The organism is Dyella flagellata (assembly GCF_030160275.1).
In the GTDB taxonomy this organism is placed as follows: Bacteria; Pseudomonadota; Gammaproteobacteria; order Xanthomonadales; family Rhodanobacteraceae; genus Dyella_B; species Dyella_B flagellata.
Genome location: NZ_BSOA01000039.1, coordinates 1 through 21,208, shown reverse-complemented (window position 1 = coordinate 21,208; position 21,208 = coordinate 1). Strand labels below are relative to the sequence as shown.

Below are 21,208 nucleotides of genomic sequence, written 5' to 3'. Positions count from 1 at the left end.
ATGCATACTTGCCAAAGCTGGGATTGTCATCCCAGCCTACGCAACGCTACCCGTGCCGCTCCACCAGCACCTGCGCCACATCCGCCAACCCATATCCCCGCGCACGCAGCAACACGGTGAGATGAAACACCAGATCCGCCGCCTCACCCAACAGTTCGTCATCACCTTGCGCCACGGCGGCAAGCGCGGTCTCCACGCCTTCTTCGCCCACCTTCTGGGCAATCCGCCGTGTTCCGCCGTGGAACAGCTTGGTGGTGTAGCTGCCTTCGGGCAACTCGCTTTTGCGGCTGGCCACCAGCGCATCCAGCTGGGCCAGAAAGCCCAGCGGCGGCCGCACTTCGTTGCCGAAACAGCTGCGGGTGCCAAGGTGGCAGGTCGGCCCGTGCGGATCGGCGAGCACCAGCAAGGTATCGCCATCGCAATCGACGCGGATCGACTTCAAGTGCAACACGTTGCCCGAGCTTTCCCCCTTGGTCCACAGGCGCTGCTTGCTGCGGCTGTAGAACGTGACGATGCTGCTGGTCTGCGTCAAAGTGAGCGCCTGGTGGTCCATGTAGCCCAGCATCAGCACTTCACCGGAAAGCCAATGCTGCACAATGGCGGGCACCAGCCCTTCTGTTTTCTTCCAGTCGATCTGATTGAGATCGAGCGTATCGAAGTTGCTCACGGTTTCATTCATGGCCGGCTGTCTCCTGCAGGCGAATCACTACGCCTGCCTGCTGCAGGTAGCGCTTCAGGTCGGGTACCGCAATGGCGCCACTGTGGAAAACACTGGCCGCCAAGGCACCATCAACACGAGCCTGCGTGAACGCGTCGCGAAAATGCGCCATGGTCCCGGCCCCGCCCGAGGCGATCAACGGGACAGAACATAGCTTGCGCGCCGCCGTCAGTTGCAGCAGATCGTAGCCCTGGCGCACGCCATCCGTATCCATGCAGTTGAGTACGATTTCGCCTGCGCCACGGCGCTGTGCCTCGGTCATCCAATCCAGCGTACGCCTCGCCAGCGAACGGGTCTTGGAGGGATCGCCGGTGTACTGGCGCACGCGCCACTCGCCATCGGCGTCGCGCATGGAATCGATCCCGACCACCACGCATTGCACACCGAAAGCGGCGGCAAGTTCATCGATCAAATCGGGCCGCTCCAGGGCCGGCGAGTTGATCGACACCTTGTCCGCCCCCGCATGCAGCACTTCGCGCGCGTCCGTCACCGAGCGGATGCCGCCCGCCACGCAGAACGGAATATCGATCTCGCGCGCCACGCGTTCCACCCAGCCGCGGTCCACGCTGCGCCCTTCCGGGCTGGCGGTGATGTCGTAGAACACCAGTTCGTCCGCACCTTCGTCGCGATAGCGCAAGGCCAGGTCGACAATTTCGCCCATCACTACGTGATCGCGAAAACGCACGCCCTTGACGACCTTGCCGTCACGCACGTCCAGGCAGGGAATGATGCGTCGGCTCAGCATGCCAGGGCGTCCTCCAGCGTAAAGCGCCCTTCCAGCAGGGCGCGTCCGAGAATTACGCCACGCGCACCGGCTGCACGTGCCGCGCGAATGTCGTCCAAGCAACGCACCCCGCCGGAAGCTTGCACCGCCAACTGCGGCACCGTCTGCGCCAGATGCCGGTAAAGCTCCAGGTTGAAGCCAGCCAGCATCCCGTCGCGCTCGATGTCCGTGCATAACAAATGACGTGCACCATGCGCTGCGTACCAAGGCGCCAGCTCGTCCAGCGTGCGCGTTTCATCCGCGGTCCAACCTGCACTAGGCAAAGTCCACGTATCGTCGCGACGGCGTGTATCCAACGCGATGGTGAAGCGCTCCGCTCCGTGCTTGTTCAGCCATTCCGCTACACGCTCCGGCTCTCGAATGGCGATGCTACCCACCACTACGCGGCTCACTCCCCCATCGAAAAGCCGGCGCACATCCTCCTCCGCTCGCACTCCGCCGCCGGCCTGGACTTGCATGCCCGCCTTGGCCAGCGCCTGGATGACCGTGAGATTGGCCAGATCGCCCGCGCGTGCGCCATCAAGATCCACGACATGCAACCAACGGGCTCCGGCGTGGGCGTATTTCGCCGCCAATTCGCCTGGTGTCGACGCATATTGGGTTTCCTGGGCGTAATCGCCTTGGCGCAGACGGACCACTTGGCCGCCGCGCAGGTCGATGGCAGGGATGACTTCAAAGCTCATAACACTCCCTTTGGAACCGGTTGCCTGGCTCCCTCCCCTGCAAGCAGGGGAGGGTTGGGGTGGGGTTGCACGAGCTTGCCGCAAGGTTGAGGGCTTCACCCCACCCCAGCCCTCCCCTACTGCACGTAGAGGAGGGAGTTAATCGCGCAACGAACACATGGATCAAAGCTCAAGAAAATTCTTCAACAGCCTCGCTCCCACCCGCGCCGAGCGCTCCGGGTGAAACTGCATGCCATGAAAATTCCCGCGCGCGATCACCGCCGAAAACGCCACACCATAGTCGCTGCTCGCCAGCGTGTAATCTCCCACCGGCACCGCATAGCTGTGTACGAAGTAGGCCCAATCGCCCTCTTGCAGCTGCTTCAATAAAGGATGACTGGCAAGCGGTAACAGACGATTCCAGCCCATGTGCGGCACGCATCGTTCCGGCGCCTCTTCGAACTTGCGCACACTCGCCGGTATCAAGCCGAGGCATGCGGTATCGCCTTCCTCGGACTCATCGCATAACAGCTGCATCCCTAAGCACACACCAAGCACCGGTTGCGTCAAGGACCGGATCACATCGAGCAGGCCCAACTCGCGCAACCGCGCCATGCCTGGCGCGGCGGCACCAACGCCGGGCAGAATGACTTTATCCGCCGTACGAATGGCCTCGGCATCAGCGGTCAACGCGGCGTCCACACCAAGCCTCTGCAAGGCATAGCGCACCGATCCGATATTGGTGCCGCCCGCATCGACCAGGACCACGCTCATTACAGCGCTCCCTTCGTGCTCGGCAATTCATCGCCTTCCCGGCGCATCGCCTGGCGCAGCGCACGCGCTGTCACCTTGAAGCAGGCTTCCACCATGTGGTGCGCGTTGTCGCCCTTCACGCTGAGGTGCAGGTTCGCGCCCAAGGTGTCGCACAACGAGCGGAAAAAGTGCGGCACCAGTTCGGTGGGCACGTCACCCACCCGTTCACGCGGGAATTGCCCTTCGAAGACGAAATACGGACGCCCCGAAAGATCCAGCGCAGCCGTGGCCAGCGACTCATCCATCGGCAAGGTAAAGCCATAGCGGCCAAGGCCGCGCTTGTCGCCTAGCGCCTGGCGCAGAGCCTGTCCCAGCGCGAGCGCGCAATCCTCGATGGTGTGGTGCTCATCCACCGTGGTATCGCCATCGCAGCGCAGGTCGAGCGCAAACCCGCCGTGCTTGCCGATCTGTTCCAGCATGTGATCGAAAAAGCCCAGCCCTGTATGCGCGACGGGCTCGGCCTGGGCATCCAGGTCCACCCGAACCTTGATGCGCGTTTCCTTGGTGTGACGCAGCACTTCGGCAACGCGTGGCCGGTCAAGCAATTGGTGGGCGATTTCTCCCCAGCCAATACCCTTGGGTCCAACGCGGAAGCCACGCACCCCCAGGTTCGCGGCGAACTGCAGATCCGTTTCGCGATCGCCCACCATCGCCGATCCGGCACGAGTCCAACCGTCGTCGGCCAGGTATTCCCGCATCATGCCGATGCCGGGCTTGCGCGTGTCCAGGCCCTCATGCGGAAAACTGCGATCGATCAAGACTTCGCGGAAACGCACGCCCTGCGAGGCGAAGATGCGCATCAGCAGCTCATGCGGGCCGTCGAACTGCTCCTCAGGAAAGCTATCCGTACCCAGGCCGTCCTGGTTGGTGACCATCACCAGTTCGTAGCCCGCAGCGACGATGCGTTGCAGTGCCGCTATTACGCCGGGCAACAAGGCCAGCTTTTCGTAGCTGTCGATCTGCTCGTCGGCCGGCTCTTCGATCAGGCAGCCGTCGCGATCGACAAAAAGTATCTTGCGGTTCAAGAGATGCTCCCGAGCACTCGCGCATTTTCCTCCGGTGTACCGATGGTGATGCGCAACGCATCGCGCAGATTCGGATACTTGCGCACATCCCGCACCACGATGCCGGCCTCAAGCAAACGCCGATAGACCCCGCCGGCATCATCAAAGCGCACCGCGAGAAAATTGGCATCCGAGGGCAGCACTTCACGCACGCCAGGAAGCTCAGCCAGCGAACGGTACATGAGCCCACGCTGCTCGCGCACAGTGTCGATATGGGAACGCGCTGCGGCTTGCCCGGCTGACGACAACGCTGCCTGAGCTGCCGCAACGCAAGGCAACGGCAGCGGATACGGCGGCATGATCCGCCGGATCAGGGCGATGACTTCCGGACTGGCAATCAGGCTGCCGATCCGCGCGCCGGCCAGCGCCCAGGCCTTGGACAGGGTGCGTAGCACGACCAGGTGCTCATGGCGGCCGATCAGCTCGATCGCGCTCGGCTGATCCGAAAACTCGATATATGCCTCGTCCACGACGAGCATGGCTTTGCCGGCCAAAGCCTGCGCCACCTGTTCGATCGCCGCACGCGAAATCGACTTGCCGCTGGGATTGTTCGGCGTGCACAGAAACACCAGCTTCACCGCCGGCGTGATCGCGCCCAGCAAAGCCGGGATGTCCAGGCTGAAATCCTGCGCCAGCGGCGCTTCGATCACGGCCGCGTTCTGGATCCGCGCGCAGACCGCATACATGCCGAATGTTGGCGGCTGGATTACGACGGCATCCTCGCCCGCGCGGCAAAAGGCGCGCACCAGCAAGTCGATTGCCTCATCGCTGCCGCGCCCGACGAACAGCTGTTCACGCTGCACGCCATAGAGTTCGGCCAAGGCCTGCAACAAGGGCTGCGGCTGCGGCTCGGGATAGCGATTGCAACCCGCGCTCGCCTCGCCCACAGGTTCCCAGGCCGATTCGTTGGCATTGAGCATGATCTGCCCGCCACTGGCTTCCATACGAGCCGAGGAATACGGCTCAAGCATGCGAATTTCCGGTCGCGCCAGGTCCAGCACGCTCATAAGCTTGTCCCCAGCGCAGCCAGGCGCAGCGTAACTGCGCGACGATGTGCTTCAAGTTGTTCTGCCGCCGCCAGCGTGGCCGTGCAAGGACCAATCGCACGCAAGCCATTGGGATCCAGCTCCTGCACGGTGATCTGCTTCTGGTAGCTGGCCACCGACACACCGCTGTAACTGCGCGCGTAGCCGTAGGTGGGCAATACATGGTTGCTGCCGCTGCAGTAGTCGCCTACCGATTCGGGTGTCCACGCACCCACAAAGACCGAGCCTGCGCTTTCGATGCTGGCAACCAGCTCGCGTGCGCCGCTCACTTGCAGAATCAAATGCTCAGGCGCGTAGCGATTGCTGACTTCCACCGCCTGCGCCAGCGATTCGACTTCGATCAGCCGGCTTTGCCCCAACGCCTGTTTCGCGATCGCTCCACGCGGCAATTGCGCGCACTGGCGGTCCACTTCCGCAGCGACTTTGTCCAGCAGCGCGGCCGAAGGGCTGACCAGCACTACTTGCGAATCCGGCCCATGCTCGGCCTGCGACAGCAGGTCTGCCGCGACGAACACGGGATTGGCCTGCGCATCCGCAATCACCAGCACTTCGGAGGGACCCGCCGGCATATCGATGGCCGCGCCGTTGGGGTCGGAGGACACCTGCAATTTCGCTTCGGTCACCCAAGCGTTGCCCGGACCAAACAGCTTGTCACAACGCGGCACGCTTTCAGTGCCATAGGCCATTGCCGCGATCGCCTGCGCGCCGCCGAGCTTGAACACGCGATGCACGCCTACACTACGCGCTGCAAACAGCACGGCTTCGTCGCAAGTGCCATCCGCACGCGCCGGAGAGCACAAAACCACTTCGCGGCAGCCCGCGATACGCGCTGGCACACCCAGCATCAGCGCAGTGGACGGTAGCGGCGCGCTACCGGCCGGCACATACAAGCCGACGCGGCTGATGGGGCGAAGAACTCGTTCCACGCGCACGCCTACGGCGGTGTTCACCCCCACCGGCTGCGGCGCGGCGACACGGTGGAAAGCTTCGATGCGGGCAGCAGCTTCGCGGATGGCCGCTTTCAGTTCCGGCGCCAGCTTGGCCTCGGCAGCCGCGAATTCCGCCTCGCTGACTTCGATCGCGTCCAAGCTACAGCGATCATATCGGGCGGAAAGTTCGCGCAGCGCCGTATCGCCGTTGGCACGCACTTCGGCAACGATGCGTTCAACCCCATGGCGCAGTTCCTCCGCACGCGATTGGGCAGGCCGTGCCAGCGCATCGTTGCGCTCGGCTTCGCTTAGAGTGTTCCAGTGGATTCGTTTCATCGCCGAGGAGTCTCAAGCAAGCATCTTCTCGACCGGCAGCACGAACATCTCGCGTGCGCCGGCCTTCTTGATTTCTTCCAGTTGCCGCCAGCTCACCTCGCCGGCACATAGTGCCTGCAACATCAGCTGATCGGGTTGTCCCGCCACGGGCAACAAGGTGGGTTGCGGGCCGCCGGGCAACAGGCGAGTTACCGCATCGAGGGTGTTGCGCGAGGTCTGCAGCAGCAGCAGGCGTGATTCGCGTACCTGGATCACACCGTCCAGCCGCTTGAGCAGCAGCTCGATCATGTCGCCGCGTTCGTCCGTGGGCAGGGCTTCAGGACCGGCCAGCACGGCTTCACTTTGCAGCAGCACATCCGTCTCGCGTAACTGATTGGCGACCAGCGTGCCGCCGCTTTGCACCAGATCGCAGATCACGTCGGCGGTGCCAAGCTTCGGCGCGATTTCCACCGAACCGGCCAAAGTAAGGATGGCGGCGTCTACGCCCTGCTCCCTTAGCCAGACACCCAGCAGGCCGGGATATGAAGTGGCGATGCGCAAGCCATGCAGGTCCTTGGGATCGCCGTAGCTCATTTCCTGCGGCACGGCGATGGAGAGGCGGCAGCGACCGAAACCCAGCGAGCGCCATTCCGTCAACGATGCAGCGCCATTGCCGGCCGTGCCCTTGAACTCGTTGAGCACGTTGCGCCCAACGATGCCGAGGTCGCAGACACCTTGGGCAATCAAGCCCGGGATGTCGTCGTCGCGAACCAGCAGCAGATCCACCGGCTCGCCTTCACCGAAGCAAAACAGCTTGTCGCGGCTTTGACGAAAGCTGAGCCCGCAGCGATTGAGCAGATCCAGCGCCGGCTCGGTCAGCCGGCCGGATTTCTGCATGGCGATGCGCAGGCGGTCCCTCGGCTTCATGCGCGAGCCCTCTTTACCGCCGCACGGCTTCGCGACGCACGCGCCGCCGCCGCAAGATAGCCGCCGCTACCCTGGTTGAGATAGCGCGCCACGCGCCCGATGGTGGTGATGCTCACCGCCGTGCGCTCGTGAATTTCCCGGTAGGACACGCCCTCCAGCAAGTACGGCACCACCCGCCAGCGATCCACCAGCACCTCCAGCTCGGCCGGCGTGCACAGGTCATTGAGGAAGGCATTCATCTCTTCCGCGTTCTTCAGCGACAGCAAGGCGCGGCACAGGCTGAGCCTGGCGGACTCTTCCGGGGTTTCGGGGTCGATCGATCGGCGCTTCATAATGTACTAACACGTTAATACAGTGGAACGCATTGTAATGGTCGGCGGTGACGTGCGCAAGCCGTAGGCTGGGATGACAATCCCAGCTTCCTCGCGGGTGGCCAGGTGCTGGGATTGTCATCCCAGCCTACGCAAGGCAGCGGGTATGATGTCCAGCAGGGCGGTACCCCGCCCCGACAAGGAGACGTTATGACTTATGGAATTGCTTCCCCGGCGGTGCGCCCTGCCGCTCACCTGATGATCGTTGCAGTTTTCGCCTTTGCTGTCGTTTGCGGAGCTGCCCAGTTCTGGCGCGCGGACCTGGATCCCGTTGCCGTACCATTGAGCATCTATCTCACCGGTTCCGGTGGCGCCTACGTCCGCATGACGTATTACCTGATGGGCGTAGCGCTGTTGTTCTTCGCCCTGAGCACGTATCGTGCAACGCCGCCGCCGTTGCGCAGCGGCCTGGCCTTGGTGCTGTTTGCCGTGCCTGGCGTGCTGCTACCCGTCGTGGCGGCCACCGAGCTTTTCAAAGGCACGGCGCATGAAAACCTGGCCGGCCTGATTCACGGCCTGGCGGCGCAGTCGACCTTTCTGATGCTGAGCTTCGGCATGCTGCTGCTTTCCAGCCGCTGGCGTCGCGATGCCCGCCTGGGCATAAGCCGTTTTGCCGGCCGGATGCTCGCGTGGCTGGCAACGATCGTGCTGTGGCTGCAAATGTTCCTGCCCAAGCTCCCACACGGACTGATGCAGAAGCTGGCGATCGTACTGATACTGCTATGGCTAGGCTGGGCCGCACGTCAGTTGCTGCGCGCGACCCAGCGTTTGCGCGGGCGTGCTTAGGCGCCCGCGAACACCCGCTGCTGCACCAGCTCGCACACGGTACGCACATCGCCATCCATCGCACGGTCGCGATGCATGAAGCCGATCTGCTTGCGCAGGGTTTCGTACGCCTTGCGCACCGCTTCGCCAGCGTGGAATTCGCCCACTTCCGCCAGCGCGGCGGTGAGCTGCTTTACTTCCTCGGCGAACTGCGCGTAATGCGCATGGTCTTCGCGCGGCGCGTTGCTGACCTTGGAAGCCAGCGCCTGCCAGTCACCTTGCGCCGCAAGTCGGCGGGCGGCGTTGAGCATTTCCTGGCGATAGTCCAGCGCCTGTGCGGCGGTGTACAGCTCCAACGCCAGCACGTGGCTCAAGTCTTCGGTCATTTCCAGCACGTGGCGCGCCTCGTTGGCGCCCATGGATACGTGATCCTCGGCATTGGCGCTGGTGGGCACCGAATACACGCTGGCCGGATGGGCACGCGTGGCCAGGTCGTTCACCAGCGCAGCGGCCGTGTACTGCACGATCATGAAGCCCGAATCGGTGCCATCCTCATTGCCGGTCAGGAAGGCCGGCAGGCCGTCGTTCGTGGCCGGATCGACCAGCTTGTTGAGACGGCGCTCGGAGATCGAGGCCAGCACCGGAATCGCTGCCTTCACATAGCTCATCGCCAGCGCCAGTGGCATGCCATGGAAATGGCCGGCGGAAATCACCTGTTCCTCGATGTATTTGGCGTCGGTGTTGTCCGGGAAGATCAGCGGATTGTCGGTGACCGCGTTCAACTCGATATCGATGATGCGGCAGGCCTGCGCCCAGGCATCGCGCACCGCCCCATGTACCTGCGGCATGCAGCGCAAGCAATACGCATCCTGCGGCTGATGCTTCTTGCCACCCTTGAACGGCAGGAAGCGGCTGTAGAACGCCTCGCGGCCATGGCGCTGGTTGGCGGGCACCCAGTCCCAGCCGATGTCGAAGCTCAGGGCCTGATCTTCCGGCTTGCTCCATGCCTCGGTGCTCCAGGGGCGGAAGCGCGGCACCAGGTGGTACGGGATATCGACCAGGGTGGAGCCGGCCAGCAGGTCACGCACGTGGTCCGCTGTCTGCACCTGGCCCGGGTGCGGGCGCAGCGCATGCACTTCCGGGCGCAGGGCGCCGCTGCGGCCGGCAAAGGCGTCCAGGGTCATCGAGGCGGCGAGATCCGCCACACCGAGCAGATATTCCAGCGTATCGAGCGCTAGCACTGCGGTGGCCAGCATCTGCGCCGTGCCGTTGTTGAGCGCCAGGCCTTCTTTGAAGGACAGGCGGATCGGCTTGAGGCCGGCGCGCTGCAGCGCTTCCGCGCCCGGCAGGCGCTCGCCCTGGTAAAAGGCCTCGCCTCCACCTAGCAGCACAATCGCCAGATGCGATAGCGGCGCCAAGTCGCCACTCGCGCCCACCGAACCCTTTTCCGGCACGACCGGAATCACTTCGCAATTGAGCAGTTCCGTCAGCGCTTCCAGCGTCTCCACGCGAATGCCGGAATGGCCGCGCATCAAGGTATTGATGCGGATCACCAGCAGCGCGCGCACCACCTCGGTGGAAAACGGCTTGCCCACGCACACCGCGTGAGTGGTGATCAGGTTGTGCTGCAGCTCTTCCAGCAGGGTGCCTTCGGGCTTGTGCGGATTGCCGCCGGGCAGCTCGTCACGCAAACGATAAGCGCCCAGCAACTTGTCCGCATTGCTGCCGAAACCGGTAGTGACACCATAGGTCGGCTCACCGCAGCTCACCTTCTCCGCCAGGAAATCCGCCGTGCGCCGCACTCGCGTGAGTTGATCCGGATCGAGCCGCACACCGTAGCCGTGGCGCGCAACGGCAACGAGTTGTTGCCGGCTGAGGCTGTTGCCGTCGAGGAGAATAGTCTGTTTCACAAAGGCTCCAACGTGTTTTCATGCCGCACAAGCGGAAATTGGTGGCTCAATCCTGCACATTTTCCCAGAGATCACACCATGCGGGGTTGGCGGTCTCAATCATTTCGAGCTTCCATGCGCGGGTCCATTTCTTCAGTTGCTTTTCGCGGGCTATCGCAGAAGGGAAATCGGGATGGAACTCAAACCAAACCAACCGCTTTACGCTGTAGCGTTTGGTAAAGCCATCAACCAAACCCTCGCGGTGCTGCCATACGCGAAACTTAAGATTTCCTGTTACGCCGACATACAACGTGCCGCGCTCGGCACTAGCCATGATGTAAACGGCGGGTTGCCGTGAAGCCATCCATGCCTCCATTCATCCGTGATCGACATCCCTGGAGCAATGCCCATATCCCTCAAGGCCGTCATTCCCGCGCAAGCGGGAATCCATCCTGCCCTTTGCCGCATCCTTAAAATGGATTCCCGCTTGCGCGGGAATGACGGCAAGGAGGGCTGAGGCGCAACTCCGCCAGCTTCACCCCATCACCGCTGCCTGCTCCAGCTCCACCCGCAACGTCTTCACCAGCTCCGTCCGGGCCACCTCGAACTGATCCTCGCGGCGCAGATCCTTCACCGTCACCACGCCCTTCGCCAGCTCGTCCTCACCCAGCACAAGCACAAAGCGAATGCCCGCACGGTCGGCGTACTTGAACTGCTTGCCGAGCTTGCCGCCGTCCAGCACCACTTCCGTGGCGATGCCGGCGGTACGCAGTTCGCTGGCCACCGCCAGGTAGGCTGGCAACTGCGCGGCATCCATCTGCGTGACGAGCACGTCCACCGTGCTGCGCGCGGTGTGAATCAGGCCGGCATCGCGCAGCTGCCAGTACAGGCGCGTCAGGCCGATGGAAATGCCCACGCCCGGCAGGTGCGACTTGGTGTACTGGCCGGCCAGGTTCTCGTAGCGGCCACCGGAGCAGATCGAGCCGATCTGCGGATGGTCGTTCAGCGTGGTCTCGTAGACCGTGCCGGTGTAGTAATCCAGGCCGCGCGCGATCGACAGATTCAAGGCGTAGTGCGTTTCCGGCACGCCGAAATCGCGGATCAGGCCCAGCACTTCTTTCAGCTCGGCACGGCCCTGCTCCATCACTTCCGGCCCGGACCCGAGCGCATCGAGCTTGGCGAGCGCATCCTGCAACGACGTGGAACGCACCTGCACGAAATCGAGGATCTTCTGCGCAACCTCGGCGCTCAGCCCGAAGGCCTCGCCGGTAAGCGTGTCGCGCACGTAATCGGCGCCGCGCTTGTCCAGCTTATCCACCTCGCGCAGCACCAGCGTCTGCTGCTCCGGATCGGTCACGCCCAGGCTTTCGAAATAGCCGCGCATCAGCTTGCGGTTGTTGAGCTGGATAGTGAACGCGCCGATGTTCAGCTCACGGAACACGCTATAGATCACCGCCGGCACTTCGGCGTCATAACGGATCGACAGGCTGTCCTTGCCGATCACGTCGACGTCGCACTGGTAGAACTCGCGGAAGCGCCCACGCTGCGCACGTTCGCCACGGTATACCCGCTGCATCTGGTAGCGGCGGAAGGGAAAACTGAGATCGTGCTCGTGCTCGGCCACATAGCGGGCGAGCGGTACGGTAAGGTCGAAGCGCAAGGCCATTTCGGGCTTCTCCCCCTGCTCCAGCGAGCCGGTGGACTGCACAAAATACACTTGCCGTTCGGTCTCGCCGCCGGTCTTGGTCAACAGCACGTCCGAATACTCGATCACCGGCGTCTCCACCGGCAGGAAGCCGAAGCGCTCGTAGTTGCGACGGATCACGTCGAGCATGCGCTGGAAAGCAATCTGGTCGAGCGGCAGCAGCTCGAGCACGCCGGGCATGGTGCGGGCCTGGGTAAGCGCCATGGAATCCTCTGCTTAAGGGTGGAAACGTCGCGGAACGACAGCCCAATAGGGTAACAGATGCACCCGCCTGCCCCTGCGCCGGGCACGGGCGCCGTGCCGCCGTCGACCACCGCCGCACCTGTTGCCAAGCTCAGCCGGGACCGTTAAGATACGCGGCTCCCGCGGGGTGTAGCTCAGCCTGGTAGAGCGCTACGTTCGGGACGTAGAAGTCGCATGTTCGAATCATGTCACCCCGACCAAAAAATCAGGCACTTACGTCGCCTGTTCATGAAAAGCCCGCCCTAGAAAGCGGGCTTTTTTTGTACCCATGTGTCCCGAAAATGTCCCGTACATATCTGCGGCATACCTACCGTATATCCGCTTCTACGGCCTGAAAATGTCCCGTCATCCGCAGCTCCTTATCCCTGCCCACCACGTGTCGCACCAACTATCGCCCTGGCTCTAGTGCGGGTGCCGGTGGTGCCTGAACACCGTTCCGGCAATGCTTGAACACGGCGCTGGTGTTGATAGCCGGTAGATGTCTACTGGGTCTTGTATCTACCAGAAGCTGCCGCTCGCGTTTGAGCCGCGACCGTCAGCATCAGGGTGTTTGCCGCCACCGGAAACGAACCAAATCTGCCGTAACTTATTTCACTAGCACAGCGCCTGAGCGGTGCGCTCTAAAGTGTGTACGATGCACTCAGGCACACTAGCCCCGCCTCCTCCAAGACGACTTCCACCATGATCGAACGTCTGTACATCCACAACTTCCGCTGCCTAGAGAACTTCGAGTTCAAGCCCGGTGGCGCACCTTCGGTGCTGCTGATAGGTAAGAACGGTAGCGGCAAGTCCACACTCGCCAAGGCCTTGAACGTGCTGCAGCGCATAGGCCGCGGTGTGACGCGAACTGGCGAACTCGTTAAGCCTGCCGATTGCACGCAGGGTCGCAAGGATGTGCCAATACGTTTCTCGATCGAGGTCCGCCTAGCCGACCGCCTGTATGTCTACACGCTGGCGCTTGAATTGCCCGATCGATTCAAGGAGTTTCGTGTACTCGAAGAATCGCTGCACTTAGACGGCCAAGAGATATACACGCGCCACCAGGCTCAGGTGAGCATCCCCCCCCGCGGCAACAAGGTAGGGGCGCAGTTCAGTATCGACTGGCATGTAATCGCGTTGAATGTGATCCAAGACCCTGTGTTTAGCCGCACGCTGTCCACCCTCCGCGAATGGCTGGCCGGCATGGTGCTGCTGGCACCTGTACCTTCGATGATGACGGGCGATTCGAAGGACGAGTCGTTGCAGCCGTTGGCCGATGGCGGAAATTTTGGCGACTGGATGGCTGGGCTACTGGCCCAGTACCCGGCGGCCTACAACGACATTGTGAGCTATCTGCGCGACGTGCTGCCTGACCTACACCAGTTCCGCAACGTGCCCATTGGTCGTGATGCCAAGACGCTGATGGTTGACTTCCGCACGCCGCCAGCAGGCCACCTGGAACTGGATTTCGACGTACTTTCCGATGGCGAGAAGTGCCTCTTCCTTGGAGCAGTCCTGATAGCAGCCAACAAGGCATACGGCCCTCTGTTGGCGTTCTGGGACGAGCCGGACAGCCATTTGTCTATGGCCGAGGTGCGCCAGTTTGCGGTGGCCCTAAGGCGCGCCTTCGACAAAGGCGGGCAGGTCATCATCACATCGCACAACGCGGAAACCATTCGCAGCTTCTCGGACGACAACACCTGGGTGCTGGACCGGCAGGGCCATCTGGAACCCTCGGGTATCCGGCCACTGGCCGATCTACAGGTGCGGGGCGACCTAATTCGGACATTGCTCTCTGGCGAGCTGGCCTCATGAGCAACAAGTATCTCGATCACCTGCAGGTGCTTGTAGAGGACGATGCCAACCGACAACTGATCAATGGCATGAACCAGCATCACTCGCTGCAGCCGCGGAGGCTGCAAGTGCTCCCGCCTGCCGGCGGATGGAAGTTCGTTCTGGACACCTTGACCGACCCAGCGACGATTCGGGAGATTACCGACTTCGGCAAACGACACCTTCTGTTGCTCATCGATTTCGACGACCAATTTGCCGATCGCTGGGCTCTCTACGAGAAACACAAGGCAGCCATGATCCCCGACGTTTCAAATCGCATCTATCTGCTGGGCTGCTTGCATGAACCCGAGAAACTGAAGGCTGCCTTCAATCACGGCAAGTCATTTGAGCAGTTAGGCCGTGAACTGTCGGATGACTGTGCGCCTCCGCCTGCCCAGAATCTCTGGCAACACGCGCACTTGCAGCACAACGCGATTGAATTGAACCGGTTGGTGACCCAGGTCAAGCCCTTCCTGTTCACGCCATAGCTCTGACCGGAATCCGCACTCTAGCACCGATCAATCGAATCATTCGATTGTGATCAACACACCAGCATCGTAACCAGCACGAGGCTACCGGCCGCAACCAGCCCTCCGGTGCCCCCCTGGGATCACAAGCGGTCATGACCAGAAGCTTAGAGAGCGCACGGGCCGGAAATTCCGTGCATACCAACGATGGACGTGGCGAGAGCAAAAAAACGGAGGGACAAGTCCCTCCGGATAGACACCATTATGTAACGCGTTACAAATTACAGGTTCGCGGTAATCGAGCCGATGACCTTATCACTCTGCTTGAACTGCACAACCATCGGAACTACGACAAGACGCCCATTGCTCTCGGCGCGCACGATCTTTCCGTACACAGCGGTCGACACTTGAATGTGCGTCACGTAGCTCTCAATCTCTCGCGCCTTGCCTTCGTCGGCAACCGGCAGGCTGTCAAACGTGGCATTCGGTGTGAAAACAAACTGCCCTAATGAGGAGTTGCCGAACTCAAGCGTGGTCGGGAACGCCTTGTGCACCAGGTCGTAGTGCTGAAGGCCATTGACGATGTTGAAGAAGACGTAGGGATGCGCCTTGGCATTGGCAACCTCGCCGTCGAATATAGGCTTCTTCGCAGCGACCGCGCTCCGGTGTTGGAATACATCGCCACCGGCGATATTCCCTGCGATGCCTTCGTAATCGATGGTCTGCCCTGAGTAAGCATACCAATACGCCTTGGCTTGCTCGATGTTGATGCTCGTCAGGTTCACAAAATCCGACAAAGAGTGCGTGAAATCTTGGGCGTCCAGCAGATCCTCGCTCGAAGGAACGCACATCGCTCGTGTCATGCCACGGCCACCAGCCTCAATAACGCGATTCGCAGCTTGTGCGCTCGATGCCTTGAAGACCATTGTGTTGTCATCCTTCCTCTTTACACCGATATCGGGAAGATCAACGACATGAGTAATACCCTGATGGTCATATTGGGACATGGCAGTAGGAACGAACTGCACTGTGCACTGGTAGTCAAGCTTTTGTCCTGTGTCTGAATTCATCACCACCTTCATGCCGTGCACATCCCAAAAGCCAACGGCGCGCATCTTCGCGATGGCCCTATCCCGGTCTTCTGTCGTGGCAATGTGCGGTGTAGACGCGTCATGGTTAAGCGATGTATCGCCACGAGCCTCTCCCTGGTTGTTCCCACCTCCGCAAGCACTCAGTCCCAAAGCACCTGAGGCCACGACAGCCAACAACAACATGTTCCTGTTCGAAGCCATTTTTCCCTGCTCCTATCACGATGTCAGTGACAAATAGGCCGCCAATCAGGGAGGCGACCGCCTCCGCGTGAGATCCGAAGCCATCAGCCCGCACCCTTAGTGCAGCCGGCAGACGTCACGCATAGTGGCCAATGTAGCTAATGACCATGGATATGTCACTTATAGTGCGTGATCTTATAGAGCGTGGCCTGATAGTGAATAGCGCACCTAGCATCCATGTCCTTCCCCAAGGAGATGGCGATGCCGACCGATCCGCGCGTGCAATTTGGGCTTCGGCTCGCCGAGGTTCGAAAGCGCAGACAGTGGTCACAGGAACACCTGGCCCTGCAAAGCGGCTTGGCTCGCAGCTATGTCAGTGGCGTGGAGCGAGGACTGCGCAACATCGCGTTGCTCAATATTGTGAAGTTGGCCGACACCCTTGGAGTCTCGCCGGCTGAACTCCTCGAACCGCCTACTCACCATGTGGAACGGAAGCCTGGCGTCGTGCCCAAACGGTCGCGGTAAGGCGCACTTTGTGTCCTCTCAATTTCTATCACTGTTTGTGGTGCTTTTCCCTACCACCCCAGAAGCGTTTCTACGGCGCGGTGATGGGCGAAGTGTGGTCGGGTAAGGGGCAGGCGGTGGGCGGCAGCTCTCGGCCGTCCACGGGCTGTCCCTTAGCCGTCCACACGGTGGCCGTAGGCCATCGTCCATCAGCGCGTCCGGTTCGCGCGCGTATCGCTAAAGTAGATCCGGAGCGGTGTTCTACCTGCGTGGCCGAAGGCCACGCGGGTCAATGCCGCGCGACGGCGTAGCCGTCGCACGTCATCGACCGTGCTTTGGGTTTTAGTGATGGTTAGTAATGATGGTTCTATGGGGTGACACAGCTTTGGCAGGGGGCTCCCATGACACTGATGTCAGGGTCCCCCTGGCAAATTGCCCCCTGTCAATTTGACGGGGGTATCGATAATGCCAGGGTATACAGGTTACTGGTCTGGGCGTTGCTCCCCGGTCGGGGCTGACTCTTCACACTGACCAATCCTGCGTCTTGCAGGGCGCGGATCACTCGCTGGACCGTCCTCGTGGATGAGCACGATTTCGCGGCCAGTAGCCTGACACTAGGCCAGCACTTGCCGTTGTCGTCGGAGTGATCAGCCAAGGCTAGCAACACCACTTTTTGGGCTGGTGGAAGCGCTTGCTGCCAGGCCCAGTGAGAAGCCTTAACGCTCATAGCCCACCCCCATTCGCTTCCTGGAGTTGGGACTTAGTCATGTTTCACCTCCACCTTCCTGGGCCGCCCCCGTCGGCGACGCGGCTGGGGTTCAGGCTTGGGATCGCTGGGGCACAGCGCGTCAATGAATCGGTGAATGTCCTCCACCCTCACCATGTTTCTGCCATCAACCTTGACCAGCGGCAGCGGAAACCGATGGCGGGCAATGCGAAGGCCGGCCGCTCGAGCCGGGTTGGCAGGCGGCGGCAACGCCAAGAATTCAGGGGCGTAGAGAGCTTCCGCTGGAGTGACCAGGCGGCGCGACTGCGTCGCAAAAACAGGATTGGACTGCATGATCTTGCCTCGCTGAGAGAGGCCGCCGCGCGGAACGCGCGCAAAGAATGCCGCCGCGCTACGCGCGCAGCGGCCAGAGATAGAAATGGTCTGGCTTACGCTGCGCTGGATGCGGCGTAAGCAGCCACCCGTGAGGTGGCAAGGCGAGGCTGAATCATGATTGTGACGGCCGCCAAGGCGGCCAGCATGCGCGCCACGATGGTGCGGGCGCGATCTTGAGCGGCCTGTGCTGCAGTGACGCAAGTCGCGGCTAGCAAAGCCAATGCACGAACTTCGGCGGCTCGAATTTCTGGGCGCTCGGACGGAGCGGGAGTGCTTGCCGCAATGAGGCGCGCTGACACTGGTGCACCCCAATTAACAACGTCGCGTAAGACCGACGGCGGCAATGACCCGAAAACCGACATGCCGATCGTGGCGCCCAGAGTCACCGAGTCGAGCCCGAGTCCGTGGCTCGACCTATACCAGAGTCCCCAGCCTGCAAGGGCTAAAGCGAGACACCGAAGGACACAGTAAGCGAGCCGAACGTCCTTCCACGGCTGAGGAAACGCAAACAAACGGGCCACATCGTCCGCCTTTCGGGGGCGACGAGCGTGAGGTCGAGCAGCGCGACGGGGCTGGATCGATGGCATAGCTCCATTATATCAAACCCCGTCGTAAAAAAGCTCTTGATAATCTTTAAATATCCAAACATATGATTATTTTTATTCTATATTCCTAATTACGCACCAAGTGCACACCATCTACGCATTAAACATGCACTATCTAAATACCATATTCGCACTATGTAGGCACCATGCGCACACCATGAGCGCGCACCATCTGCGCATTAAACTCGCATCATCTAAATACTATCCTCGCACCATGTAGGCACCATGTGCATATCATGCGCGCACCAATTACCAGCCCAGCAGTCAACAAGACCAATCAGAGCACGGGTAAGCCGGACCGTTAGTTATCACTCTTCTCACCCCTACCTGCAGCGCCTGCCTTGATAAGCAAAATCAGAGCCGCCGTTATCACGGCGGCAAGGACCGCCGACGATGCGAGGTGGTCTTGGGCGTACACAGGTTGGGCTGATTGATCGTCGCCCATGACCCCCTCAATGAAGCCCAGCGCGTCATGTAACTCGCCAATGTCCTCGCTGAAGAGCCAGATGAACAGCCAAAACATGAGGAACAGCAGCATCAGACCACCTCACGCCGCCGCCAACGTCGACGGGCCGCCTTGGTTTTGTAGCGGGCTAGAACACGATCAGCGGCCGCGAGCAGCGCAGCCAGTACATCGGGTGGGCAATCCGCCGAGTCATTCACTTCGCTTGCTTGTGTCATTTGCTTACCTTTCGTTAGGTGTGTTGTTGAAGGCTTGCCGTGATGTTCACGCATCACGGCAAGCCGCTTAGAAATCCATGTCTTTATCGTCGTCTATCCGCTGATACCGAGCGAACTGCGATCGCCTTTGATGTAAATCGCTGCCCTGCTCTTCCATATCGGCCCGTGCTTCGCAGCACTGTAACTCCGTCGGAGCGGCCTCGGCCGCTGCCCGCTCGGCCTTGTTCTCGGCATCACTGCACCGTCGCTCCTGTTCGGCATCGATCTTCTTCTCTGCAGCCGCTTCGACGGCGTCGCGCAGCGCAGTGCCTTCCATGCAGCGGCCGCTCGTCATCATCCGAGCCTATATCCCGCATCGAACTGCACGAAAACCACGTCATCGCCATCATCCACCCCGCAAATCACGATCGCGGAAAACTCCTCGCCGAACATCGTCCGGTCTTTATCCCACTGTTCCTGAAACGCTAAAAAATCGCGATTCAAGTCCTGATTCATTTCTTTGATTTCCTGCATGGTTGGCACCTTCACGCGCAACTCGATGCAGACTTGGCGCAAGCGGTTCCAAGCCATCGCTTGCCGATCACCATCCGGGACCCAATCGATCAGATCATTGCGTGTAAATGCCTTGTATTCATTTTTCTCGCCCATGGCTCACCCCTTCACCTCAGGACCGCCGTCACGGTCGCGCTCCTGCCGATGCTGCGGCTGTGATTGCCTTGAGGCGTCGGCCACGCCTTCGTTCGGTCTAGCCATCTTGGCTTTCTCCTTTTTTTGAGTTGACTCATCAGGTTTCGATCGCGCATCGCCTGCCCTCGTCCGCCACTTCTGGATGAGGTCAGCAAGTGGGTTTTCGTCTTTCCTCTTTTGCTTCTCGGCATCTTCCCGCCTGCGCCGCTCCGCACCCAGATCGATGCCGTTAGCCGGCCGCGACGCGGCCGACGCAGGCATGTCGTTCGCTGTATCCGGCCCGGGGTCAGCCACCTGAACCCTGCTGATTTCGGCGCACTCCAATGCCTCCGCTTCCGGCCGCATAGCATCGATCAATCCATGCGCCCAGCGTGCCGCCGAATTGACCACGTGGCGTGCCAGCGCCACAGCACGCTCATGCATCCGGCCACGCCGACTGACAATCTGCCCGGCGCGGCGATCCATCTGCGTAGCATGCACGCCAATATGAACTTGCGCCGGACGATCGAGCGCGATGGCCTCGGCTAGGTCGCCGCGCTCAAACGCGGCATCCTGTTGGGCAAGCAAGGAGCGGTGATCGATCCGTGCCGCGCTACCAGCCTTTTCCAACGCGGCGTTGGCCAGCACAGTCCAACGCTCGCGGAGCGCAGCGATTTCATCCGCAGCAGAATCAAGGCCGAGCGTTTTACGCTTCGTGTCAGAAAGCTCTAGCGCGCATTTCTCGCCTAACCCGTCCGACCCGATCATGCGCGTTGTGCAAAGGAGGTGCGCGTGATGATTACGATCATCGCCACCCCGCGACGGCGCATGAATCGCCACATCAACAGCCACTCCGAAGCGCTCAACCAACACACCGGCGAAATCGCGGGCAAGGTCGGCGCGCTCCTCGGCGCCCAACTCGGACGGCAGCGCGAGGACCCACTCCCTCGCGGTGCGCGCGTCCTTCCGCTTCTCGGCCGCCTCGGCCGCATTCCAAAGCGATGCACGGTCGCGAGCGAATTGGCTCGCGTCGGCCGGCGCCAAGATAGTCGTAGCCACCACCCCAGAGCGGCGGGTGAAATCGAAGACCTGCGCTGTGCGCTGGTCTTCGAGTTTCACTCCTGCGCGATAAGCCGCCGCCGCCACCGACGAACGTCCGGTGGAACGGCTAAGCGGCTTGGTCGTGGCGTGATAGATAGCGATAGCGGCGCGCTCGTTTTTTGATCTTGGCTCTGGCTTTGCTTTTCGCTTCTGCCGCCGGCAGGCCGCACGGACTTGGCGAAGCCAAGTCGTAAGTGCGCCCTTGCTCGCCTTTGGCGGCCGCAGGGGAGCAAAAGCTTGACCTCATAATGTCTCCGGAGATAGCGTAATTGCAACCATTTAGACGCCTATATATCTAAATGAAATTGCGGACATATTGTAGATATACCGGAGATACACGATGAGCGAACAAAACAACTCACTACAGGCCAAAATCGACCGGACCACCGCGAAACTTGCTGCCTTGAAGGCACAGCAACAAGCGCGCGAGGCACGAGAAAAGGCAAGACGAACAGGCGAAGCACGTGCAATTCGAAACAGAGCCTTGATGCTCTGGGGAGTCGCTTTGGAGCGAGCGATGCTAGCAACACCCAAACGGATCGACTCTCTTCGCACCATCTTGGAAGAGCACTTGACCCGAGAAAATGAGCGCACTGCTGCACTCAGCTTTTTGGACGCAATCAGACCAGCCAGCACCCACCAGTCAGAGGAGTCAACCGATGAAAAATAGCACCAGTATTTATATACGTGAGACGGGTATCACTAAGGATGCTCTGATCTATTCTGCTTTGGGCGTCAAAATGTAACGGCGTATCGGTGCGGGGGTGA

General features: G+C 61.1%; 24 protein-coding genes and 1 tRNA gene. 6 read left to right on the top strand and 19 right to left on the bottom strand.

All coding sequences use genetic code 11. The annotated features are described in order from the left end of the window. Positions 1-46: 46 nt before the first annotated feature. The 9 genes from hisIE to QQJ96_RS16095 all read right to left on the bottom strand — a co-directional run bounded on the left by hisIE (position 47) and on the right by QQJ96_RS16095 (position 7,590). Positions 47-679, bottom strand: a complete 633-nt coding sequence (gene hisIE / locus QQJ96_RS16135) for a bifunctional phosphoribosyl-AMP cyclohydrolase/phosphoribosyl-ATP diphosphatase HisIE (protein ID WP_284333049.1) — start codon at positions 677-679, stop codon at positions 47-49. Further along, positions 672-1,463, bottom strand: coding sequence for an imidazole glycerol phosphate synthase subunit HisF (gene hisF, locus QQJ96_RS16130; protein ID WP_284333048.1), 792 nt, complete (start codon positions 1,461-1,463; stop codon positions 672-674). Before hisF ends, hisIE begins: the two co-directional genes overlap by 8 nt. Then, entirely contained in the window at positions 1,457-2,185 is a 729-nt protein-coding gene (hisA, locus tag QQJ96_RS16125) for a 1-(5-phosphoribosyl)-5-[(5-phosphoribosylamino)methylideneamino]imidazole-4-carboxamide isomerase (RefSeq protein WP_284333047.1), read from the bottom strand. The genes hisF and hisA overlap by 7 nt, the downstream gene beginning before the upstream one ends. 162 nt (positions 2,186-2,347) lie before the next feature. After that, positions 2,348-2,938, bottom strand: coding sequence for an imidazole glycerol phosphate synthase subunit HisH (hisH, locus tag QQJ96_RS16120; protein ID WP_284333046.1), 591 nt, complete (start codon positions 2,936-2,938; stop codon positions 2,348-2,350). Beyond that, the gene (gene hisB, locus QQJ96_RS16115; RefSeq protein WP_284333045.1) at positions 2,938-4,002 is read right to left on the bottom strand and encodes a bifunctional histidinol-phosphatase/imidazoleglycerol-phosphate dehydratase HisB; all 1,065 of its coding nucleotides are present in this window, start codon (positions 4,000-4,002) and stop codon (positions 2,938-2,940) included. Before hisB ends, hisH begins: the two co-directional genes overlap by 1 nt. Beyond that, a complete protein-coding gene (gene hisC, locus QQJ96_RS16110; protein WP_284333044.1) occupies positions 3,999-5,048 on the bottom strand; it encodes a histidinol-phosphate transaminase in 1,050 nt (349 codons plus the stop codon). Before hisC ends, hisB begins: the two co-directional genes overlap by 4 nt. Next, positions 5,045-6,352 (bottom strand): histidinol dehydrogenase, encoded by a 1,308-nt coding sequence (hisD, locus tag QQJ96_RS16105; protein WP_284333043.1) that lies wholly within the window; start codon positions 6,350-6,352, stop codon positions 5,045-5,047. Before hisD ends, hisC begins: the two co-directional genes overlap by 4 nt. Positions 6,353-6,364: 12 nt before the next feature. Then, positions 6,365-7,258: an ATP phosphoribosyltransferase gene (gene hisG / locus QQJ96_RS16100; protein WP_284333042.1), complete on the bottom strand. Its 894-nt coding sequence runs from the start codon at positions 7,256-7,258 to the stop codon at positions 6,365-6,367. Then, positions 7,255-7,590 (bottom strand): YerC/YecD family TrpR-related protein, encoded by a 336-nt coding sequence (locus QQJ96_RS16095; protein WP_284333041.1) that lies wholly within the window; start codon positions 7,588-7,590, stop codon positions 7,255-7,257. The genes hisG and QQJ96_RS16095 overlap by 4 nt, the downstream gene beginning before the upstream one ends. A gap of 189 nt (positions 7,591-7,779) precedes the next feature. Here QQJ96_RS16095 and QQJ96_RS16090 point away from each other — a divergent pair, with 189 nt between their 5' ends. Beyond that, on the top strand, positions 7,780-8,415 hold the full coding sequence (locus QQJ96_RS16090; protein WP_284333040.1) for a DUF998 domain-containing protein: 636 nt from the start codon (positions 7,780-7,782) through the stop codon (positions 8,413-8,415). On the opposite strand, the gene QQJ96_RS16085 is transcribed toward QQJ96_RS16090, so the two are convergent. From QQJ96_RS16085 to hisS, 3 genes are all read right to left on the bottom strand, one after another. Then, on the bottom strand, positions 8,412-10,304 hold the full coding sequence (locus tag QQJ96_RS16085) for an HAL/PAL/TAL family ammonia-lyase (protein ID WP_284333039.1): 1,893 nt from the start codon (positions 10,302-10,304) through the stop codon (positions 8,412-8,414). The genes QQJ96_RS16090 and QQJ96_RS16085 overlap by 4 nt on opposite strands. Positions 10,305-10,350: 46 nt before the next feature. Beyond that, positions 10,351-10,647 (bottom strand): GIY-YIG nuclease family protein, encoded by a 297-nt coding sequence (locus QQJ96_RS16080; RefSeq protein WP_284333038.1) that lies wholly within the window; start codon positions 10,645-10,647, stop codon positions 10,351-10,353. Between the two features lie 171 nt (positions 10,648-10,818). After that, complete coding sequence (hisS, locus tag QQJ96_RS16075; protein ID WP_284333037.1) at positions 10,819-12,192, bottom strand: histidine--tRNA ligase; 1,374 nt, start codon at positions 12,190-12,192, stop codon at positions 10,819-10,821. 162 nt (positions 12,193-12,354) lie between these two features. Between hisS and QQJ96_RS16070 the strand changes: the two genes are divergently transcribed. From QQJ96_RS16070 to QQJ96_RS16060, 3 genes are all read left to right on the top strand, one after another. Then, a tRNA-Pro gene (locus QQJ96_RS16070) sits at positions 12,355-12,431 on the top strand. Between the two features lie 481 nt (positions 12,432-12,912). Continuing rightward, on the top strand, positions 12,913-14,025 hold the full coding sequence (locus QQJ96_RS16065) for an AAA family ATPase (protein WP_284333036.1): 1,113 nt from the start codon (positions 12,913-12,915) through the stop codon (positions 14,023-14,025). Continuing rightward, positions 14,022-14,531: a hypothetical protein gene (locus QQJ96_RS16060; RefSeq protein WP_284333035.1), complete on the top strand. Its 510-nt coding sequence runs from the start codon at positions 14,022-14,024 to the stop codon at positions 14,529-14,531. Before QQJ96_RS16065 ends, QQJ96_RS16060 begins: the two co-directional genes overlap by 4 nt. Positions 14,532-14,791: 260 nt before the next feature. Here QQJ96_RS16060 and QQJ96_RS16055 read toward each other — a convergent pair whose 3' ends face one another. Beyond that, positions 14,792-15,784: a hypothetical protein gene (locus QQJ96_RS16055; RefSeq protein ID WP_284333034.1), complete on the bottom strand. Its 993-nt coding sequence runs from the start codon at positions 15,782-15,784 to the stop codon at positions 14,792-14,794. Positions 15,785-16,042: 258 nt separating this feature from the next. Here QQJ96_RS16055 and QQJ96_RS16050 point away from each other — a divergent pair, with 258 nt between their 5' ends. Continuing rightward, on the top strand, positions 16,043-16,306 hold the full coding sequence (locus QQJ96_RS16050) for a helix-turn-helix domain-containing protein (RefSeq protein ID WP_284333033.1): 264 nt from the start codon (positions 16,043-16,045) through the stop codon (positions 16,304-16,306). A 421-nt stretch (positions 16,307-16,727) separates the two neighbouring features. Here the strand turns inward: QQJ96_RS16050 and QQJ96_RS23620 are convergent, their stop codons facing one another. The 6 genes from QQJ96_RS23620 to mobQ form a co-directional block, all read right to left on the bottom strand. Continuing rightward, positions 16,728-17,012, bottom strand: a complete 285-nt coding sequence (locus tag QQJ96_RS23620; RefSeq protein ID WP_404649112.1) for a helix-turn-helix domain-containing protein — start codon at positions 17,010-17,012, stop codon at positions 16,728-16,730. Between the two features lie 33 nt (positions 17,013-17,045). Continuing rightward, positions 17,046-17,345, bottom strand: coding sequence for a hypothetical protein (locus tag QQJ96_RS16045; protein ID WP_284333032.1), 300 nt, complete (start codon positions 17,343-17,345; stop codon positions 17,046-17,048). A gap of 948 nt (positions 17,346-18,293) precedes the next feature. Continuing rightward, a complete protein-coding gene (locus QQJ96_RS16040) occupies positions 18,294-18,530 on the bottom strand; it encodes a hypothetical protein (protein WP_284333031.1) in 237 nt (78 codons plus the stop codon). Positions 18,531-18,740: 210 nt separating this feature from the next. After that, complete coding sequence (locus tag QQJ96_RS16035; protein WP_284333030.1) at positions 18,741-19,010, bottom strand: hypothetical protein; 270 nt, start codon at positions 19,008-19,010, stop codon at positions 18,741-18,743. Continuing rightward, a complete protein-coding gene (locus QQJ96_RS16030) occupies positions 19,007-19,321 on the bottom strand; it encodes a hypothetical protein (protein ID WP_284333029.1) in 315 nt (104 codons plus the stop codon). Before QQJ96_RS16030 ends, QQJ96_RS16035 begins: the two co-directional genes overlap by 4 nt. Before the next feature lie 3 nt (positions 19,322-19,324). Then, on the bottom strand, positions 19,325-20,536 hold the full coding sequence (gene mobQ, locus QQJ96_RS16025) for a MobQ family relaxase (RefSeq protein ID WP_284333081.1): 1,212 nt from the start codon (positions 20,534-20,536) through the stop codon (positions 19,325-19,327). A gap of 244 nt (positions 20,537-20,780) precedes the next feature. On the opposite strand from mobQ, the gene QQJ96_RS16020 reads away from it, so the two are divergent. Beyond that, positions 20,781-21,110 carry a hypothetical protein gene (locus QQJ96_RS16020; protein ID WP_284333028.1) on the top strand — a complete coding sequence of 110 codons (330 nt, stop codon included), beginning with the start codon at positions 20,781-20,783 and terminating at the stop codon, positions 21,108-21,110. The last annotated feature ends 98 nt before the right edge of the window (positions 21,111-21,208 follow it).

Coding starts and splice junctions, on each gene's coding strand:
- hisIE (WP_284333049.1), bottom strand. CDS start 679: ATGAATGAAACCGTGAGCAACTTCGATACGCTCGATCTCAATCAGATC.
- hisF (WP_284333048.1), bottom strand. CDS start 1,463: ATGCTGAGCCGACGCATCATTCCCTGCCTGGACGTGCGTGACGGCAAG.
- hisA (WP_284333047.1), bottom strand. CDS start 2,185: ATGAGCTTTGAAGTCATCCCTGCCATCGACCTGCGCGGCGGCCAAGTG.
- hisH (WP_284333046.1), bottom strand. CDS start 2,938: ATGAGCGTGGTCCTGGTCGATGCGGGCGGCACCAATATCGGATCGGTG.
- hisC (WP_284333044.1), bottom strand. CDS start 5,048: ATGAGCGTGCTGGACCTGGCGCGACCGGAAATTCGCATGCTTGAGCCG.
- hisD (WP_284333043.1), bottom strand. CDS start 6,352: ATGAAACGAATCCACTGGAACACTCTAAGCGAAGCCGAGCGCAACGAT.
- hisG (WP_284333042.1), bottom strand. CDS start 7,258: ATGAAGCCGAGGGACCGCCTGCGCATCGCCATGCAGAAATCCGGCCGG.
- QQJ96_RS16095 (WP_284333041.1), bottom strand. CDS start 7,590: ATGAAGCGCCGATCGATCGACCCCGAAACCCCGGAAGAGTCCGCCAGG.
- QQJ96_RS16090 (WP_284333040.1), top strand. CDS start 7,780: ATGACTTATGGAATTGCTTCCCCGGCGGTGCGCCCTGCCGCTCACCTG.
- QQJ96_RS16080 (WP_284333038.1), bottom strand. CDS start 10,647: ATGGCTTCACGGCAACCCGCCGTTTACATCATGGCTAGTGCCGAGCGC.
- hisS (WP_284333037.1), bottom strand. CDS start 12,192: ATGGCGCTTACCCAGGCCCGCACCATGCCCGGCGTGCTCGAGCTGCTG.
- QQJ96_RS16065 (WP_284333036.1), top strand. CDS start 12,913: ATGATCGAACGTCTGTACATCCACAACTTCCGCTGCCTAGAGAACTTC.
- QQJ96_RS16060 (WP_284333035.1), top strand. CDS start 14,022: ATGAGCAACAAGTATCTCGATCACCTGCAGGTGCTTGTAGAGGACGAT.
- QQJ96_RS16055 (WP_284333034.1), bottom strand. CDS start 15,784: ATGTTGTTGTTGGCTGTCGTGGCCTCAGGTGCTTTGGGACTGAGTGCT.
- QQJ96_RS16050 (WP_284333033.1), top strand. CDS start 16,043: ATGCCGACCGATCCGCGCGTGCAATTTGGGCTTCGGCTCGCCGAGGTT.
- QQJ96_RS23620 (WP_404649112.1), bottom strand. CDS start 17,012: ATGAGCGTTAAGGCTTCTCACTGGGCCTGGCAGCAAGCGCTTCCACCA.
- QQJ96_RS16045 (WP_284333032.1), bottom strand. CDS start 17,345: ATGCAGTCCAATCCTGTTTTTGCGACGCAGTCGCGCCGCCTGGTCACT.
- QQJ96_RS16040 (WP_284333031.1), bottom strand. CDS start 18,530: ATGCTGCTGTTCCTCATGTTTTGGCTGTTCATCTGGCTCTTCAGCGAG.
- QQJ96_RS16035 (WP_284333030.1), bottom strand. CDS start 19,010: ATGATGACGAGCGGCCGCTGCATGGAAGGCACTGCGCTGCGCGACGCC.
- QQJ96_RS16030 (WP_284333029.1), bottom strand. CDS start 19,321: ATGGGCGAGAAAAATGAATACAAGGCATTTACACGCAATGATCTGATC.
- QQJ96_RS16020 (WP_284333028.1), top strand. CDS start 20,781: ATGAGCGAACAAAACAACTCACTACAGGCCAAAATCGACCGGACCACC.